Origin of the sequence: Methylobacterium phyllostachyos (assembly GCF_900103445.1) — a bacterium.
Lineage (GTDB): Bacteria > Pseudomonadota > Alphaproteobacteria > Rhizobiales > Beijerinckiaceae > Methylobacterium > Methylobacterium phyllostachyos.
On record NZ_FNHS01000001.1, the window covers coordinates 227857 to 245593 of the forward strand.

The 17737-nt window shown below is 68.5% G+C and carries 17 protein-coding genes; 9 read left to right on the forward strand and 8 right to left on the reverse strand.

What is annotated here, in order from left to right; genetic code table 11:
• Positions 1-129 precede the first annotated feature (129 nt).
• Positions 130-1224 (forward strand): calcium:cation antiporter, encoded by a 1095-nt coding sequence (locus BLQ49_RS01030; RefSeq protein WP_091712581.1) that lies wholly within the window; start codon positions 130-132, stop codon positions 1222-1224.
• Positions 1225-1394: 170 nt separating this feature from the next.
• Here BLQ49_RS01030 and BLQ49_RS01035 read toward each other — a convergent pair whose 3' ends face one another.
• Together BLQ49_RS01035 and BLQ49_RS01040 are read right to left on the reverse strand one after the other, a co-directional pair.
• Entirely contained in the window at positions 1395-2132 is a 738-nt protein-coding gene (locus BLQ49_RS01035) for an FAD-binding oxidoreductase (protein ID WP_091712584.1), read from the reverse strand.
• Positions 2107-2712: a sulfite oxidase-like oxidoreductase gene (locus BLQ49_RS01040; RefSeq protein WP_091713079.1), complete on the reverse strand. Its 606-nt coding sequence runs from the start codon at positions 2710-2712 to the stop codon at positions 2107-2109. The genes BLQ49_RS01035 and BLQ49_RS01040 overlap by 26 nt, the downstream gene beginning before the upstream one ends.
• Positions 2713-2879: 167 nt before the next feature.
• Between BLQ49_RS01040 and BLQ49_RS01045 the strand changes: the two genes are divergently transcribed.
• Positions 2880-3182 (forward strand): hypothetical protein, encoded by a 303-nt coding sequence (locus BLQ49_RS01045; protein ID WP_043382873.1) that lies wholly within the window; start codon positions 2880-2882, stop codon positions 3180-3182.
• Between the two features lie 78 nt (positions 3183-3260).
• On the opposite strand, the gene BLQ49_RS01050 is transcribed toward BLQ49_RS01045, so the two are convergent.
• Complete coding sequence (locus BLQ49_RS01050) at positions 3261-4202, reverse strand: DMT family transporter (protein WP_091712586.1); 942 nt, start codon at positions 4200-4202, stop codon at positions 3261-3263.
• The gene (gene infA / locus BLQ49_RS01055) at positions 4199-4474 is read right to left on the reverse strand and encodes a translation initiation factor IF-1 (RefSeq protein WP_012320343.1); all 276 of its coding nucleotides are present in this window, start codon (positions 4472-4474) and stop codon (positions 4199-4201) included. Before infA ends, BLQ49_RS01050 begins: the two co-directional genes overlap by 4 nt.
• An 811-nt stretch (positions 4475-5285) precedes the next feature.
• On the opposite strand from infA, the gene BLQ49_RS28795 reads away from it, so the two are divergent.
• Positions 5286-6257 carry a hypothetical protein gene (locus tag BLQ49_RS28795; RefSeq protein ID WP_143012185.1) on the forward strand — a complete coding sequence of 324 codons (972 nt, stop codon included), beginning with the start codon at positions 5286-5288 and terminating at the stop codon, positions 6255-6257.
• Positions 6258-6470: 213 nt separating this feature from the next.
• Here the strand turns inward: BLQ49_RS28795 and BLQ49_RS01060 are convergent, their stop codons facing one another.
• Positions 6471-7631: a branched-chain amino acid ABC transporter substrate-binding protein gene (locus BLQ49_RS01060; RefSeq protein WP_091712588.1), complete on the reverse strand. Its 1161-nt coding sequence runs from the start codon at positions 7629-7631 to the stop codon at positions 6471-6473.
• A gap of 236 nt (positions 7632-7867) precedes the next feature.
• On the opposite strand from BLQ49_RS01060, the gene BLQ49_RS01065 reads away from it, so the two are divergent.
• Together BLQ49_RS01065 and BLQ49_RS01070 are read left to right on the forward strand one after the other, a co-directional pair.
• Positions 7868-9073, forward strand: coding sequence for an amino acid aminotransferase (locus BLQ49_RS01065; RefSeq protein WP_091712590.1), 1206 nt, complete (start codon positions 7868-7870; stop codon positions 9071-9073).
• Positions 9074-9077: 4 nt separating this feature from the next.
• A complete protein-coding gene (locus tag BLQ49_RS01070; protein ID WP_091712592.1) occupies positions 9078-10109 on the forward strand; it encodes a hydroxyacid dehydrogenase in 1032 nt (343 codons plus the stop codon).
• Between the two features lie 119 nt (positions 10110-10228).
• Here the strand turns inward: BLQ49_RS01070 and BLQ49_RS01075 are convergent, their stop codons facing one another.
• The 3 genes from BLQ49_RS01075 to BLQ49_RS01085 form a co-directional block, all read right to left on the reverse strand.
• Positions 10229-11023, reverse strand: a complete 795-nt coding sequence (locus BLQ49_RS01075) for a hydroxypyruvate isomerase family protein (RefSeq protein WP_091712594.1) — start codon at positions 11021-11023, stop codon at positions 10229-10231.
• Between the two features lie 2 nt (positions 11024-11025).
• Entirely contained in the window at positions 11026-11697 is a 672-nt protein-coding gene (locus BLQ49_RS01080) for an aspartate/glutamate racemase family protein (protein WP_091712596.1), read from the reverse strand.
• 75 nt (positions 11698-11772) lie between these two features.
• Positions 11773-12822: a LacI family DNA-binding transcriptional regulator gene (locus tag BLQ49_RS01085; protein ID WP_091712598.1), complete on the reverse strand. Its 1050-nt coding sequence runs from the start codon at positions 12820-12822 to the stop codon at positions 11773-11775.
• A 120-nt stretch (positions 12823-12942) separates the two neighbouring features.
• Here BLQ49_RS01085 and BLQ49_RS01090 point away from each other — a divergent pair, with 120 nt between their 5' ends.
• The 4 genes from BLQ49_RS01090 to BLQ49_RS01105 all read left to right on the forward strand — a co-directional run bounded on the left by BLQ49_RS01090 (position 12943) and on the right by BLQ49_RS01105 (position 17641).
• On the forward strand, positions 12943-14250 hold the full coding sequence (locus BLQ49_RS01090) for an alpha-hydroxy acid oxidase (RefSeq protein WP_091712600.1): 1308 nt from the start codon (positions 12943-12945) through the stop codon (positions 14248-14250).
• A gap of 13 nt (positions 14251-14263) precedes the next feature.
• Entirely contained in the window at positions 14264-15319 is a 1056-nt protein-coding gene (locus BLQ49_RS01095; RefSeq protein WP_091712602.1) for a lactonase family protein, read from the forward strand.
• Positions 15320-15498: 179 nt separating this feature from the next.
• Positions 15499-16794 (forward strand): MFS transporter, encoded by a 1296-nt coding sequence (locus BLQ49_RS01100; RefSeq protein WP_091712604.1) that lies wholly within the window; start codon positions 15499-15501, stop codon positions 16792-16794.
• Between the two features lie 13 nt (positions 16795-16807).
• Positions 16808-17641 (forward strand): NAD-dependent epimerase/dehydratase family protein, encoded by an 834-nt coding sequence (locus tag BLQ49_RS01105; RefSeq protein ID WP_091712606.1) that lies wholly within the window; start codon positions 16808-16810, stop codon positions 17639-17641.
• Positions 17642-17737: the final 96 nt, after the last annotated feature.

Genomic DNA, 17737 nt, shown 5'->3' on the forward strand with positions numbered 1-17737 from the left:
GGGCGTCTCACCCGGGATAACCGGCCCGCTGCCGCCGCCGACACTGGTCGCGTCCCCGCCACGGCCTATGACACGGTCTAGATTGGGCGCCGCGGCTTCGGCGCGGCATCGGCGGGGAACAAATCGGACATGACGGCAGCCCTGCGGGTGGCGGTGGCCTGGGCGACGGTTCTCGCCTTCGCATGGTTCGGCAAGGGCTGGCTCGCCGACCTGTCGCAGCCGCTCGTCGCCGGGGGGCTGTTCGCGTGGCTGCTGGCGGTGATCGTGTGGTCTGCCTTCGGCGTCGTGCACGAGGCCGAGGAGATCGCCCACCGGCTCGGCGAGCCGCTCGGCACGCTGGTGCTGACCCTCTCCATCGTGATCATCGAGGTGGCGCTGATCTCGGCCGTGATGCTCTCGGCCAAGGACGCGCCGACGCTCGGCCGCGACACGATGTTCGCGGTGCTGATGATCGTGCTGAACGGCGTGGTCGGGCTCGGCCTGCTGGTCGGCGGCCTGCGTCACCACCAGCAGCGCTATAACCTGCAGGGGGCCTCCGCCTTCCTGTCGGTGATCATCCCGCTGACCACCATCGCGCTGATCATCCCGAACTTCACCAGCTCGACCAGCGACGGCACGCTGACGACCCTGCAAGCCGTGGCCTTCTCGGTGTTCACCCTGGCGCTCTACGGCGTGTTCCTGCTGATCCAGACCGGCCGGCACAGCGAATTCTTCATCGACGCGGAGGCCCGCGAGGCCGAGCATCCGGCCGAGACCCCCACCGTCTCGGGCGGCAGCATCGTCAAGCATCTCGGCCTGCTGCTGGCCAACGTCGTGCCGATCGTGATTCTGGCCAAGAGCCTGGCGGTGATCCTCGATCACGGCATCGCGGCGCTGGGCGCCCCCACGGCGCTCGGCGGCGTGCTGATCGCCGCCATCGTGTTCACGCCCGAGGGGATCTCCGCCCTGAAGGCGGTGGCGCGCAACGAATTGCAGCGGGCGATCAACCTGTGCCTGGGCGCGGCGACCTCGACGGTCGGCCTGACCGTGCCGGCCGTTTTGGCGATCGGGCTGCTCACCGGGCAGACCGTCGTGCTCGGCCTCAAGCCCACCGAGATGACCCTGCTCGCCGTGACGCTGATCCTCAGCGCCCAGACGTTTTCCGGCACCCGCACCACGGTGCTGGAGGGGGCGGTCCACCTCGTGCTGTTCTTCGTCTACCTCGTGCTGATCTTCAGCCCGTAACACGATCGTTGTTCGGGCCCTTCGCCTGACGCATCCCAACCGTCTTTGCGAGCGGAGCGAAGCAACCCAGCGGCGCCACGATCACCGATGTCGTGCGGCCCTGGATTGCGTCGCTCCGCTCGCAAAGATGGAAGCGCCGACACAATCACCCGGAAACGCGAAATCCAGTCTCACGCCCCGAACCGCTCCGTGCGGATCACCCCCGGCGCCACGCCGGCCGCCATGATCAGGTCGGAGGCCGCCGCCACGAAGCGGTTCGAGCCGCAGAGGAAGACCTTGCCGGGGGGCCCGGTCCGGCGCAGCGCCTCGGCGACGAGGCCGGCATCGATCCGCTTCCCGCCCGGGTCCCGCGTCGTCGCGAGGTGGAGCGAGAAGCCGGGATCCTCCGCCGCCAGCCGTTCCAGCTCGGGGAGCGCGATCGCCTCGGCCCGGGTGCGGACGGAGTAGATCAAAGCCGCCGGAATCTCCCGCCAGCCCTGCGCCCGCCGCCGCAGCATGGCCAGCAACGGCACCACACCGGAGCCGCCGCCGCCGAGGAGCAGCGGGCCCCCGTCCGGCCCGTCCCACGAGAAGGAGCCGCCGATCGGCCCGCGCAGCTCCACCTGATCACCGACCGCGGCGACGCCCGTGAACCAGCCCGAGACCTCGCCATCCGGCAGGCCCTCGATCAGCAATTCCAGGGTGCCGCTGCCATCCTGAGCCGAGGCAACCGAGTAGCTGCGCTGGGCCTGATAGCCGTCCTCGGCGGTGAGCCGGACATCGACGTGCTGGCCCGCCCGGTAGCTTTCCGCCAGCGGGCAGCGCAGCCGGACGCTCGTCACGTGCGGCGTCACCGGCGCGATGGCGGTGATTGCGGCCCGGTGCCAATGGAAGACGATCGGCTCAGTCACCGGTGTAGCGCTGCTCACGCCAGGGATCCCCGTACATGTGATAGCCGCGCAACTCCCAGAAGCCGGCGGTGTCGGTCGTGGTGAAGCGCAGGCCCTTCACCCATTTGGCGCTCTTCCAGAAGTAGAGGTGTGGCACGAACAGCCGCGCCGGGCCGCCATGGTCCGGGTGGATCGGCTGGCCGGCATAGCGCGTCGCCACAAGGGCTCGGCCGCCGACGAGATCAGCCACCGGCACGTTGGTGGTGTAGTCGTCATAGGATTCCGCCAGCAGATACGGCGTCGGCGCCGCGATCCCGGCATCGGCCAGCAGATCGTCGAAGCTCACGCCCTCCCAGGCGGTGTCGAACTTCGACCACTTGGTGACGCAGTGGATGTCCCCATGCCATGTGGTCCGGGGCAGCGCCTCGAACGCCTCCCAGCTCCACGTCTTGATCGGGCGGGAGCCCTGGCGCAGCGTGAACTGCCACGTGGCGAGATCGACCGTCGGGTTCGGGCCGATCTGGAGGATCGGGAAATCGTCGGTCAGGTACTGGCCGGGCGGCAGGCGCGCGCCGGTCTCGGGCGGCTGCCTGCGCCCGACGAAACCCCGTGTCACCATGCCGGCCTCCACTGCGCGCCCGATCGATCAGGTTTGGTGCGGCACAACACCCCACGTCAAGCCGCCGAACTCCGTCATGTGCGGCCGAACAAACGCCCCAAAGCTCAGGCGTGCTAGCAGGACTGTGCCGATGTCCGGCACGAATCGCCTGCTTCCAGGGGGATGTCATGAAGTACCTACTCGCGACGAGCCTTGTCGTCGGGAGCCTCGCCACGCTGGCGCCCGCCGCCCAGGCCCGCGACGGCATCGGCGCCGGCGGCGCGGCGGCCCTCGGCGTGCTCGGCGGCCTCGCGGTCGGCGGCGCCATCGCGTCGGCCAACAACGGCTATTACCCGGGCCGCCCGGTCTACCGCGCTCCGCCGCCGGTCTACGTCGAAGAGGATTACGGCCCGGTCTGCCACTTCGAGCGCCGTCGGACGATCGATCCCTACGGCGACGTCTACATCCGCCGCGTCCGCGTCTGCGAGTAGGAGCCTCTCACAGAACTCCCGCTGCGCTGTCGCGGCCAGGGGGAGACCTCCCGGTGAACGGGAGTTTTGTGAGGCGCTCTAAGCGGTCTCCGGCGCGGGCTCGACGGCCCGCCCCGGCTTCAATCGCTCGGCACAGGCGATGCCGCCGAGCACCAGCGCCAGGGCGATCCCTTCCGTCGCCCCGAACGGCTCGCCGACCAGCAGGACGGCGAGGATCGCGCCGAAGATCGGCACGAGATTGACGAACAGGCCGGCCCGGTTCGGGCCGATCAGTTCCACCCCGCGCATGAAGAAGAGCTGCGACAGCAGCGAGGGCCCGAGGCCGACGAACAGCACCATGGCCCAGCCCTCCGGGCCCGGCCAGACGGCGTGGCCGGCGGCCCACTCGACGGCGAGCGGTGGCAGCGAGGTCACGAAGGCGGCGACCGCCATGGCGGCGAAGAACGCCAGCCCCGAGACTTTGGGCCGAGTCGGCAGGAAGATCGTGTAGCCCGCGTAGAGCAGGCACGCCCCAAACACCAAGACATCGCCACGGTTGAAGGCGAGGTGCGTGAGCACCGCAAGGTCGCCGTGGGTGGCGGCGAGCCCCGCGCCGATCAGCGTCAGGACCACGCCCGCCATCTGCCCGGCGGTCACCGGAATCCGGTAGGCCACGCGGTTCAGGACGATTACGAGGACCGGGATCGCCCCCTGGAACAGCGCGAGGTTGATCGCCCCGGTATAGGCGCCGGCAGCGTAGAACAGGCAGTTGAAGGCCGTATAGCCCAAGCCGCCCATCAGAAGGATGCGCAGCCAGTGCGGGCGCAGCAGCGGCCACGCCGCGGCGAGCTTGCGCCCGGCGAAGGGCATGAGCGCCGCGCAGGCCACCGCCCAGCGCAATGTCGTGATGACCTGAGGCGAGATGTGCCCCGGCGCCCAGCGGCTGGTGACCGCATTCCCGGCCCAGAGCAGCGCCGTGAGCGTGAGCAGACCGTAAGCGGGTGCGGCCGAAGGTGGGCGGGCCGCCCGCTCCGAACTCAACGGCGGCGGAACTGGCCGCCCCGGACGGGCGGACGCGGGCCGGAGGAGCGCTCGTCCTTGTGGCGGAACACGAGGCGGCCCTTCTCGAGGTCGTAGGGCGACATCTCGACCGTGACCCGGTCACCCGCCAGCGTCTTGATGCGGTTCTTCTTCATCTTGCCGGCCGTGTAGGCCACGATCTCGTGGCCCTGGTCGAGCTGCACGCGGTAGCGCGCATCCGGCAGGATCTCGATGACGAGACCATCGAACTGCATCAATTCTTCTTTTGCCATGCACCTTCTCCAGTCGGACCGTCCGGCAGCAGGCGTTCCGGCAACACGTCTCGGGCTATCAATCGAGCTCGGGAAACGCCGCAGGGCGCGGATCCGATCCGACGGATCGACCGCGCCAGCTCAGCAGCACGCTTGCATTTAGTCGCCGCAGGAACCCGCCGCAAGTCACGGACAGCGGACTCGGTTCGTTATCGACCGCTGACGTCGACCAAGACCTCCGTTCGACCTCTTCTTTGGCCACCATGACGCCGAAGAACGCACGGCTCGCCCCGATCGCCGGCCGGTCCTTCGCGATTGGGCTTCGGGTCGGCCGGTCATCTCGGCGATCAATGGTACGGCGGCCTACGGAAGACCGGGGGCCACGCGCCGCCAGAAACATCCCGTGCCGCGGCGCGGTCCTAATCGCCCGACGTTGGCATTTTGAATTAAGTGTAGTGAGTCAAACGGCCAAACTTGAAGATGAAGATCAGCCTCATGCTACATCGTCTGATAAAAATTGCCCAGAAATTTCTCAAGATCTTCGGTTCACAGTTGACCTTCGATCGCATGCATGATCTGTTTAGCAACATACATTGACAGCTCAATGGAGCACTTAAGACATTTGCTTAGAATGTAGCTCTATGTATTTATTTTAACTAGCAATCACGTCCGATGATAAATTTACAGATCAAGTCAGAATCAACAATATTCAAAATTTATGAAATGAACCGGTTCAGTAAATCAGCAGATCGGCAGCGAAGGCAAGAAACAAAGATCAATCTTTTGGTCGCGATAAGGCAACAAAGATCGCTTGATCCGGCAGGAGAGTAACATGGTATCCGCAGTCACTTCTTCCTCGTCGGCGTTGAAGGTCCTGCAGACGCAGGCGCCGGAGCAAGCGGCATCCGGGCGGGACGAGCCGGGCCCGGTCCAGCGCTTCCTCGATCCCAGGTCTACCTTGGTCCTCCCTCTCCGATCGCTGGATGCCTTGTTGCAGATGCGAGCCGAACTCCGGCGAGACAGAGATCTAGAACCGCAGGTTCAGCAGGAAGCGCCTCCGGCGTCGAGCGCAAGCCGACCAGAACAGCCGAACACGCCGGCGGTCTGGGTGGAGGCAACAATGCCTTACCGTTCGTGTTTGGACGAATGGAAGTCCAGCATGATGTGGTTACAGGATCATCCGAATATCTTTCCCGATCGCACTGTTCCGTTAGACAGCCCCCTGAGCCCGTGGAACTCGCGTGAAGTCATTCAACAGCTGATATATGAAGACGCACAGCGCATGATCTCGACAACACGCCGACATGCCCTGATCGACAGGGGTCTGGGGGGCCACCAATCAATGGACAGAACATGGCCGGATGATGGGGCACAGATCAGAAATACGGCTCACGGGCAGTGGTATGACGACAATCAGTTCCCCGATCAGAAAAGCGACGAGGACTTTTTTCGGGAAATCAGGGTCTATACTTTGTATGGGCCAAATCTAACTCTTTCGATTGATCCTTATAACCCGGTGTCTAAAGCGCTCCTACAGGGTACGGCGCAGATCATCCGCGCCACCGATGTACCTGGATTTCGTAATTTCCAGGGCAGACACACCACCTATACGTACGACTCGACGGCCAACCGATACGAATGGGCTGGGACGATGGTGGAAAGCTATAACAATGGCCCCCGGATCCTAGAAGATGTTAAGAAGAAAAATCCCACCATGGAGGTGGTTTTGGTCTACGGCGACGACTTCACCCATGACGACGCTGCATTCATCCTGTATCCTAAGACTAGCTCAGCCGCCCAGTAACTGTGTCGGATCCGGGCCGACAAATCGGCAACGCGACCCCATCAGCGCAAGCTGAAGAAAGGGATCGTGGAAAGGCACCGCACCTACCCGTGAGGCTGACGCCGTCTGAGCGAACCGCCGCCACACGCGTCCCAAAGCCGGAAAAGTCATGTTTGCGGCCGTCGGTGTGATGACAACGATACACTTTCCGTCATCGACACGCTGGGCTGGCTTTCACGGCTCGGCAGGTTCGTGGCCGGCATAGTCGAGGCGGCCGTCCGGCGTCCGGCGCCAAACCCGCACCACGACCGGACCATTGGCACGATCCCTGGTCCGATCGCCGCGCGCGTCGAAGCCGACCGGCCCGAGCACGGTGCTGGCCGGCTGACCGCCACGCAGCGCCTCAGCCACCTTGCGGCCATCGGCGATCCGGCCGGTCTTCGGATCGGCCGCGCGGGCCCGCTCGGCCGCCCGGTACAGCAGTTCCACCGCCGCGTAGGCCTCGGCCGCCACGCTCTCCGCCTCCGGGCTGCGCGCGACCGGCTTGCCACCCCGGGGATCGGGCAGGCGCGGCGGATCGGGGGCGAGCGTCATGACGGTGCCCTCCCCGGCCGGGCCGGCCGCCGTCGCGAAGCCGGGATCCAGAATCCCGTCGCTCGCCACCAGGGTGGCGCCGAGCCCGGCCTGCCGCATCGCATGGAGCAGGGTCGCGGCCTCAGGCGCGAGCCCACCGAAATACACCGCCTCGACCCGCGCTGCCTTCAACTTGGAAACGAGATCCGAGAGGTCGCGCGTGCCGCGGGGAAAGCCGTCGAACAGCACCTCGGGCGCACCGGCCTCCTTCAGCTGTGCCGCCACCGCGTCGGCGAGGCCGCGGCCGAACGTCGAACGGTCGTTGAGGATAGCGACGCGGCGGCCCGCAAAAGCCTTGGCGAGGTAGGCTCCCGCCGCCCGGCCCTGCTGCGCATCGCTGGGGGTCAGCCGGAAGAGGTTCCAGAGGCCGCGGCTGGTGAGCGGCGTGTAGGTCGCGCCCGGCGTCACCACGACGGCGCCGGCATCCTCGTAGACGGACGCCGCCGCGGCGACGGCGCCGGATTCGAACGGCCCGACCACGAGGCGCACGCCATCCGCCGTCAGCTTCCGGGCGACCGCGGCGGCCTGCTTGGCCTCCCCGCCATCGTCGGCCGGCACCAGGACCAGCCGGGGGCGCCCACCGGCCGCCCGGTTGAGATCGGCCACCGCCTGCTCGGCCCCCTGCCGGAGGCCCTGGCCGAAGGCGGCGTCCGGGCCCGTCAGCGGGGCCGAGAGGCCGATCCGTATCGGCGCCTGCGCTGCGGCCGGAACCGCGGCCAGGGCGAGGAGGCCCGCGAGGGCCAAGGTGAGACGTCGGATCATGGCGGCACTCTATGACCCGCCGGGTGGCTTCCGGAAGACCCGGCTCCGGCATCGGCCGATGCTGCCCGGCGGAAAACCAGCCCTACACCGTGTGAGCGAATCGGGATGCTGATACGCGCGGAAGCGCTGGCGGGCGGGCGCGATGTGCGGAATAAGGGCGTCGCCCCGGCCCGTCGCCGGACCTGCCGGCGCGCCGACGCGTCGCCGACCAAGACCCTCTGGGACGATTGACGATCATGACCTCGCTGTTCGCCGGCATCCAGGACGCGCCGCTCGATCCGATCATGCGCCTGTTCGAGGCCTTCAACGCCGACCCGAGCCCCAAGAAGCTCAACCTCGTGGTCGGCGTGTACACGGATGCGGACGGCAAGGTGCCGCGCCTGCGCGCCGTGCAGACTGCCGAGAAGCGCTGGATCGAGAAGGGCCTGCCGAAGACCTACCGGCCGATCGAGGGGACCAAGCCGTTCCGCGACGCGGTCCAGGAGCTGCTATTCGGCAAGGGTGCGCCGATCCTGTCGCAGAACCGCACCGCGACGCTCCAGAGCATCGGCGGCACCGGTGCCTTGAAGACCGGCGCGGACGTGCTGGCCAAGCTCTATCCGAACGCCAAGGTGGCGGTGAGCAACCCGAGCTGGGAGAACCACAAGGCGCTGTTCACCCAGGCCGGCTTCACCGTGGTCGATTACCCCTATTTCTCAGCCGAGACCGGCGGCGCCGACTATCCGGCCATGAAGGCCTATCTCCAGGATCTGCCGAAGGGCTCGATCGTGGTGCTGCACGCCTGCTGCCACAACCCGACCGGCGCCGATCTCAGCCTCGACGAGTGGCGCGACCTCGTGCCCCTGATGGCCGAAAACGGCCTGATCCCGTTCCTCGACATCGCCTACCAGGGCTTTGGCAACGGCCTGGACGCCGATGCCGAGCCGGTGCGCCTGTTCGCCGAGTCGGGCCAGGAATTCCTGGTCGCCTCCTCGTTCTCGAAGTCGTTCTCGCTCTACGGCGAGCGCGTCGGGGCGCTGACCATCGTGGCCGAGAACCCGGCCGCGAAGACGAAGGTCGAGGCCTTCGCCAAGCGCCTCGTCCGGGCGAGCTACTCGAACCCGCACACCCACGGCGCCGCGATCGTCGAGATCGTGCTCACCGATCCGGAGCTGCGGGCCGATTGGGAGCGGGAACTCGCCGAGATGCGCGACCGGATCCGCGCCATGCGCGAGCGGATGGCCGACAGCCTGCAGCAGCGCCACCCCGAGCGCGGCTTCGACGCCATCAAGACGCAGAAGGGCATGTTCTCCTACACGGGCCTCAGCCCCGCCGAGGCCACCCGCCTGCGCGAGGAGCACGAGGTCTACGCGCTGGAGACCGGCCGGATCTGCGTGGCGGCGGTCAACAGCCACAACATCGATCACGTCATCGACGCGATCGACGCGGTGGTGAAGGGCTGACCCGGTGGCGGCCCTCAAGCGCGTCTGCCGGTTCAACGTCTGGATCAACCCGGTCTTCGACGAACGGCTGAGGGCCGAGCCTGATATCGACCTGCAGGTCGGCGATCTGCAGGGTCCGGAGGACGTACTCCAAGCGCTGTTGCGGGAGGCGCACGTCTTCCACGTCTCGCCCGCGCGGGACGAGCTGCCGCGCCGCTGGCACGTCACCGACGCGCTGCTGGCGGAGTGCCCGAACTTGCTCGCCGTCTCGTCGGGCGGTGCGGGCTTCGACACGGTCGATGCCGCCGCCTGTACGCGGGCCGGCGTCGCGGTGGTCAATCAAGTCGGCGGCAACGCCCAGTCGGTCGCCGAGCTGGCGATCGGTTTGATGCTCGCCGTCTCGCGAAAAATCTGCGTGTCGGACCGGCTGCTCCGGACGGCGCGCGGCTTCTCGCGGGAATCGCTGATGGGACACGAGATCGGCGGCGCGACGCTGGGGCTCGTCGGGATCGGGCATACCGGCCGCGCCGTCGCCAAGCTCGCGCGCGGCTTCGATATGCGGGTCCTGGCCTATGATCCGCTGCTGTCAGCCGAGGAAATCCGGGCGCGCGGCGCCGAGCCTGTGGACCGGGCGCGACTGCTCGCAGAATCCGACATCGTGTCCCTGCACTGCCCGCTGGACGACACGACCCGCGGCAGCTTCGACGCCAAAGCCTACGCGGCGATGAAGCCGGGGGGGCTGTTCATCACCACGGCCCGCGGCGGCGTACATGACGAGGCCGCCCTCGCCGAGGCGCTGACCTCCGGGCATCTGGCGGGGGCGGGTCTAGACGTCTGGGCACCGGAACCGCCGCCGCTGGATTCAGGGCTGCTCAAGCTCGACACTGTCGTGGCGACCTATCACACGGCCGGCGTCACCCACGAGGCGCGCCGCAACGTCGCCGCCTGGGGCGCAGAGCAGATCATTGGGTTGCTCAAAGGCGAGACCCCGCCGCGACTGGTCAACCCGGAGGTCTGGCCGGCCGTGCTGGAGCGGCGGGCGCGATTGCTGGGCTGAGCGCATCGTCTCTGCGAGCGCAGCGAAGCAACCCAGGGCAGCGGAACATCAGGAAGCGTGGCGCTGCTGGATTGCTTCGCTCCGCTCCCAAAGACGGCGGTGATGTTGAAGTGAACTCGCTAAACCGCCGCGCTCATCCAGCCTAAGCCAGCCTCGGTGCCCCCCGCGGGATGGTACTCGCAGCCGACGAAGCCGGCATAGCCGACCTCTTCCAGCGCCGCGAAGATCGGGTCGAACGCGATCGTGCCGCTCCCCGGCTCGTGCCGGCCGGGATCGTCAGCGATCTGGACATGGGCGATGAGGGCAGCGTGGTCGCGGATCAGCGCCGCCGGATCGTGGCCGAGGCACACGCAGTGATAGGCATCGAACAGCAGCTTGACGTTGTCGCGGCCGATGGTCCGGATCGCATCCACCGCGACCAGCGGATCGTCGATCACGTAGTTGGCGATCGAGCCCGGGCCGATCGGCTCGACGATCACCGTCATGCCCCTCGCCTTGGCGGCATCGGCCGCGAAGGCGAGGTTTTCCAGGTAGGTATCCCAGAGCCGCCCCTGCTCGACTCCGGCTGGCCGCACGCCCGCCATCGGGTGGACCATCCGGCAGCCGAGCTGTTCGACATAATCGAGCGTCGGCGCAATCGTGGAACGGTAATACTCCACCTTGTCGGGCAAAGCCGCAAAACCCTTCTCGCCCTTTGCGGCGTCGCCGGCCGGGAATCCGGTCTGGACCAGCGGCACGCCCGCCCGCTCCAGCCAGGCCGCCACCTCCCGGGCCGGCGTGGCGAACAGATTCGGATGCTCCACCGCCCGGAAGCCGGCCCTGGCGGCGGCCGCGAAGCGCTCGGCGAGGGGCAGCTCCGTGAACAGGAAGCCGCAATGGCCGCTGAGGCGATCCTTGTAGGCACCGAGCTTCATGGTCAGGCGCTCCGGCCGGTTTCGATCATCGCGCGCATCCGGTCCACCGCCGCATGGGGGGCGGTCAGGACCGGGACGGAGACCGCCTTCCGCACCGCTTCGGAGGCCCGGGAGGTGGAGAAATGCGCCAGCATGATCGCGTCACACTCGGCGAGGTCCGGCGCGCGCTCGGCGATCAGCCGGTTGTGGGTCTCGGCATCGCCGGCGCGGAGCCGCGCCATGGCGTCGTCGACCAGGATCGTCCGCAGGGTTGCCGGGCGTCCGGCTTGGCCCACGAACTCCTCGAACTCGTCGGTCATCGTCCCGATGGACGGCCCGAAGGTCGCCAGCATGCCGATGCGCTGCCCTTTCGCGATCGCGGCGCGGAACATCGCCTCGTTGGGCTTGAGCACCGGCACCGGCACCGTCTCGATCAGCCGGTCGATCGCCGGCCCGAAAGCCGAGCAGGTGATCAGGATGCCGTCCGCGCCCATGTCGTGGCCGTAGCGGCCGAACCGCACGAAGCGCTCGATCATGCCCTCGGAGATGTCCCCGGGCTCCTTGGCCCGGTCCGCCGACAGGCCGTCATCGAGGAGGTTCACCGTCTCGGCCTCGGGCCACTTTTCCGCAAAGGCGGCCTGGATCGGCGCCATGGCGACCGGCGTCGCGTGCAGGAGGACGATGCGGGGCGCCATGGGATTGTCCGGGTTGCGTACGAGGGCGTTTCACGCGTTGTAAGCGATTTCAAAAGGGTGGCACAATAGCGCCAATCATCCGGCGTCGAGGCGGGGCGGCGCCGTGCTAGCACGCAGGATCAGCTCGGCGTCGATCTCGGTCAGCCGCACCATCGGACGCCCCTGGATCCGGGCGATCAGGTGGTCCCCGGCGGCGTGGCCGATCTCGGCCGAATGGATGCGGATCGTGGTCAGCGGCGGGTCGAGAAAGGGTGCGAAATCGGAATCGTTGTGGCCGATCACCGACAGGTCGCCCGGCACCGAGAGCCCGCGGGCCCGCGCCTCGATCATCGCCCCGAAGGCGATCTGGTCGGTGCCGCAGATGATCGCGGTGGGCGGCCTACCCCCGGCTAGCATCTGGCGGAAGCCGTCGCGGCCGCCGCCGATGCCGTAGGAGATCTCGATGTCGTGCTCGGGTGCGAGGCGCAACCCGCGGGCCGCCAGCGCCTGCGCGATGCCGGTCACCCGGGCGCCGCCGCGGTCGTTGTCCTTGCGCAGGCCGGAGATCACCCCGATCCGGCGATGGCCGAGATCCATCAGGTAGTTGGCCGCGCGGGCCGCCGAGGCGGCGTTGTCGAAGCCGACGCAGGGGTGCTCGCGCGAGAGGCTGAAGGTCTGCACCATCGGGATGCCCGAGCGGGTGATCCGCGCGTAAAGATCAGGGTGGTGGATGTCACCGACCAGCATCAGCCCGTCGACCCCCCGTTCGAGCAGGAAGGTCGCCTCGCGCAATTCGTCCTCGAGGTCGTAGCCGGCATTGGCGGCGATGAGCGTGTAGCCCGCCTGCCGCAGCCGGTCCTGCACGCACGACAGGACGCGGACGAAGGCCTCGTTCTCGATGTTGGGCACGACCGCGCCCACCGCCATGAACCGGCGCGTCGAGAGCGCCCGGGCGGCGCCGTTGGCCACGAAGCCGAGATCCTGCGCGGCGCGCATCACGGCCTCGCGCTTGTCGGCCCGGACGCCGGCGGAGCCGTTGAGCACCCGGGATACCGTTGCAGTGGAGACGCCGGCGCGGCGGGCCACGTCCAGGGCCACCGGGCTGCGCCCCGGCGGTTCGAGGATGTCGTCCGACAGGTTCAGCACCGATCTCGTTCTCCCTGCGCCCTTGTGGGTCCGGCAGTATATTGACACTCCTCCGCGGGGCTGGCTATCTGAAAGCGCTTTCAGAAACCGTCCTTCGTGACGGAGCGCAGGGAGGCCCTGATGGCGACACTCGACCACCCGGCCTCCGGATCGGGAACGCCCGAGCGCGACTCGCCGACCGTGGGCGGGGCCGATGCGACCGCGGCGGGGATCGCCGCGCCGCAGGCGATCGTCACCAGCCTCAAGCGCAGCGACGCGGTCACGCCCTACCGGTTCCGCGACCTGCTGGCGCTCGACGATTTCGAGCGGCACGCCAAGCGGCTCCTGCCGCCGATGATCTTTCAGTACGTCTCGGGCGGGGTCGAGACAGGCTCCGCCCTGGCGCACAGCCGCGGCGCCTATGCCGACTACGCCCTCATTCCCCGGCTGATGCGGGACACCTCGGCGCGCGATACCGCCACCACGCTGTTCGGCCACACCTATGCGGCCCCCTTCGGGATCGGCCCGCTCGGCGGGGCCGCCTTCATCGCCTATCGGGGCGACCTCGCGCTCGCCGAGGCGGCGCGGCGGATGAACCTGCCGATGTGTCTCAGCGCCTCCTCGCTGATCAAGCTGGAGGATGTCTACGCCCAGAACCCGCAGGCGTGGTTCCAGGGCTACCTGCCCGGCGACCAAACCCGGATCGACCGCCTGCTCGATCGGGTGGCGGCGACCGGCTACCGGACCTTCGTGGTCACCGCCGACACGCCGACGCTGGGCAACCGCGAGCACAACACCCGCAGCGGCTTCTCCATGCCGATCAAGGTCACGCCGAAGGTGGCGTGGCAGAGCGCGACCCACCCACGCTGGCTGCTGGGCACCGTCGCCCGCACCTTCCTCAAGCACGGCGCGCCGCATTTCGAGAACACCGAGGCCGAGCGTGGGCCGCCGATGATGTCGCAGGGGGCGGTGCGCAACACCATCGCGCGCGATCAGCTCTCGTGGAAGAACCTGGAGGCGATCCGCAAGCGCTGGACCGGCAACCTCCTCGTGAAGGGCCTGCTCGCCCCCGAGGATGTCGAGATCGCCCGCGAATGCGGCGCCGACGGCGTGATCCTCTCGACCCATGGCGGCCGCCAGCTCGACTACGCCGTCGCGCCGCTCGACGTGCTGCCGGAAATCGCCGCGCGGAAGAGCGGCCTGAAGATCATCGTCGACAGCGGCATCCGCCGGGGCACCGACGTGATGAAGGCCCTGGCGCTCGGCGCCGATTTCGTCCTGCTCGGCCGGCCCTTCATCTTCGGCGCGGCGCTCGGCGGGGCGGCGGGCGTCGAGCACGCCATGCGGATCCTCAAGGAGGAGCTCAACCGCGACATGGCGCTGATCGGGATCAACCGCCTGTCCGAGCTGAACCCCGATTTCCTGCGCCGCGTCCCCCGTCGGACCTGAACCGGAGCGCCGCATGAGTGACCCCGCGCCCCTCGGACTCGCCTTCGTCGGCTGTTTCACCACCGAGCGGCGCCGGGCGCGCGGCCGGGGCATCGATGTCTACCGGACCGGGGGCGGGCTGGAAGGCTGGACGCATCTCGGCCGGGTCGAGGGCCTGACCAATCCGTCCTTCCTCGTCGCGGATCCGGCGCGCGCGGGACTCTACACGGTGCAGGGCGACGGCGAGCAGGCCAGCGCCTTCGCAGTGTCGCCAGATGGCACCGTGCACGCCCGCGGCAGCGCCGCCACGGGCGGCACCAACAGCGTGCATCAGGCCCTCGACCCGACCGGGCGCTTCCTGATCGTGGCCAACTACGCCAGCGGCTCGGTCGCGTTGATGCCGGTGCGTTCCGATGGTGGCCTGGAACCGGCCTGCCATGTCCTGCCGCTGCCGGGCGATCCGGGTCCGCACCGGACCGAGCAGGCCTGCGCCCACCCGCATCATGTGGTCCTGTCGCCCGACGGGCGGCACGTGCTCGTGCCCGACAAGGGGCTCGACCGGGTCTTCGTGTTGGCGGTCGACGGCGAGCGCCTGGCGATCGTGTCGGAGGCCGCGATGCGGCCCGGGGCGGGACCGCGCCACATCGCGTTCCACCCGCGGGGCCCCCTCGCCTTCCTGGTCAACGAGTTGGACTCGAGCGTCGCGACCTGCCGCTGGGACGGGGAGGCCGGGACGCTGACGCCGCTCCACCTCGCCCCGACCCTGCCGCCCGACTTCTTCGGCGCCAGCACGGCCGCCGCCATCGTGGTCACGCCGGACGGGCGGTTCGTCTACGTGTCGAATCGGGGGCAGGACGGGATCGCGCGCTTCCGGGTGGACGAGACGGGTCGGCTCGACCCCGCCGGCTGGACGCCCTCGGGCGGGCGCGATCCGCGCTTCATGGTGCTGGCGCCGGACGGGCGGCACCTCCTCGTCGCCAACGAACAGGGCGACAGCCTCGTCGAATTCGCCATCGAGGCCGAGAGCGGGAATCTGACCCGCACGGGATCACGGCCGAGCCTCAGCCCCTGCACGATCGCGTTTCTGTGACTGAGGCGCCCGAACGCACGACCGTCTTTGCGAGCGGAGCGAAGCAATCCAGCAGGGCCACACTCACAGGCGTCGCGCTGCCCTGGGTCGCTTCGCTGCGCGCGCGATGACGGAAGGATCGACCCGGTCTAACCTTAGAAAAAAACAATAAAACTTATGTTCAGTCTGGAGGAAACCCCATGCTCGCCAAGCGCTACAGGTTCTTGATCGCCTTCCTGCTGTTCATAGCCGGGATCATCAACTACATGGACCGCGCCGCGCTCGGCGTGGCGGCGCCCTTCGTCAAGCAGGACCTCAACCTGTCGCCCTCGGAACTCGGGGTAATCTTCTCGACCTTCTTCTTCGGCTACGCCCTGTTCGCCTTCGTGGGCGGCCAGCTCGCCGACCTCTACGGCCCGCGCAGCGTCTACAGCTGGGCCGCCGCGTCCTGGTCGGTCCTGTGCATGCTCACCGGGGCGGTCACCGGCTTCGCCCAGATGTTCGTGGTCCGCTCCCTGTTCGGCTTCGCCGAGGGGCCGATGAACTCCACCACGAACCGCACCCTCACCACGTGGTTCCCCCGCGAGGAGACCGCCCGGACCATCGGCTTCACCTTCTCGGGCCAGACGGTCGGCAGCGCCATCGCGGCCCCCGTGGTCGGCCTGCTGGCGATCCAGTACGGTTGGCGGGTCGCCTTCGTGGCGATCGGCGCCGTCGGCCTGCTCTGGGTGGTGGCGTGGCGCCTGCTGATGACCGACCGGCCCCAGGACAATCCCCGCGTCAGCCCGGAGGAGATCGCCCTGATCGAGCGCAGCCGGGCGGTCACGCATCTCCCGCCGTCCGACCATGCCCGCTCGCTCAAGGAATACCTGTTCCTCCCGAGCACCCTGTCGCTGGGCCTCGGCATGTTCGCGGTGAACTACACCGTCTACATCTTCCTCTCGTGGCTCCCGAGCTATCTCACCGACGGCCTGCACATGCCGGTCAAGGAGATGGCGCTCGTCGCCTCGATCCCCTGGGCCTGCGGCTTCGTCGGCTATGTCGGCGGCGGAATTCTCGCCGACGCCCTCTACAAGCGCATGGGCGACAAGCTCACGGCGCGGAAGATCACCACCATCGTCCCGCTCGCCATCGCGGGGGTGGCGCTGATCGCCGTCAACGCCGCGCCGAATGCCACCGTCGCCGTCGGATTGATCGCGCTGTCCGTCCTGATGCTGACGAGTTCCGTGCAATCCTGCTGGGCGACGATCCACGAACTGGTGCCCGAGACCCGCGTCGGCGGGGTGAGCGGCTTCATCCACCTCCTGAGCAACATCTCGGGCATCATCGGGCCGACCGCCACGGGCTTCGCCGTGCAGTATCTCGGCGGCTACGCCAGCGCCTTCGTGATCGCGGCCCTGATCGCGGCGGCGGGCGTCATCGCCATGACGATCTTCGTCCGGCGGCCCCGCCTGCCCGCGTCGGCCGCCCCCCTCGATGCGGCCAAGGTCGCCTGAATCCGGAGCATCCATGAGCACCGAGACCGTCCCGCAAAGACCCGTCCTGCTGACCGGCGCCTCGGGCGCCCTCGGGCGCGTGCTGACCCGCGCGCTCGGCGAGGCCGGCTGGACGCTGCGGCTCACCGACCGGGTCCCCTTCCCCGATCCGTTGCCGGAGGGGGCCCGCTTCCAGCGCGCCGATCTGGAGGACGGCCCCGCGATCCTGCGGCTGGCGGAGGGCTGCGGGACGATCCTGCATTTCGGCGGGATCTCGGTGGAGCATCCGTTCGAGACGGTGATCGGCCCGAACATCCGCGGCCTCTATCACGCCTACGAGGCGGCCCGCCGGGAGGGGGCGCGGATGGTGTTCGCATCCTCGAACCACACCATCGGCTTCCACGAACGGTCCGCGGTGCTGGACGACGACTGCGCCCTGAAGCCGGACGGCTATTACGGCCTGTCCAAGGCCTATGGTGAGCTGATGGGCGGCCTGTACCGCGACAAGCACGGGGTCGAGAGCGCCTTCCTGCGGATCGGCTCCTGCTTCCCGGAGCCCACCGACGCGCGGATGCTGGCGACGTGGCTGTCCTACGCCGACCTCACCCGCCTCGTGATGCGCGCGACCCTGGCACCGAACCTCGGCCCCGACGGGACGGTCGTGATCTGGGGCGCCTCGAAGAACAGCCGCATGACGTGGTGGGGCCGGGACGGGCGCGACACGATCGGCTGGGCGCCGCAGGACAGCGCCGATTCCTACGCTCAGGCGCTTGAGGGCAAGACGAGCGGCAACCCGGTGGTGGAACGCTACCAGGGTGGCGGATTCACGGGGATCGACTTTTCCCGGGGGGATTCAGGGAATTCGTAATCCGCCGACGGCGCGCCTGCCCCCCTCTGCGGGGGAGGGAGATGCGCGGACGGGCCTTCGAGTCCGACTGGGCGGATCGTCAGATCGACCAGCGCA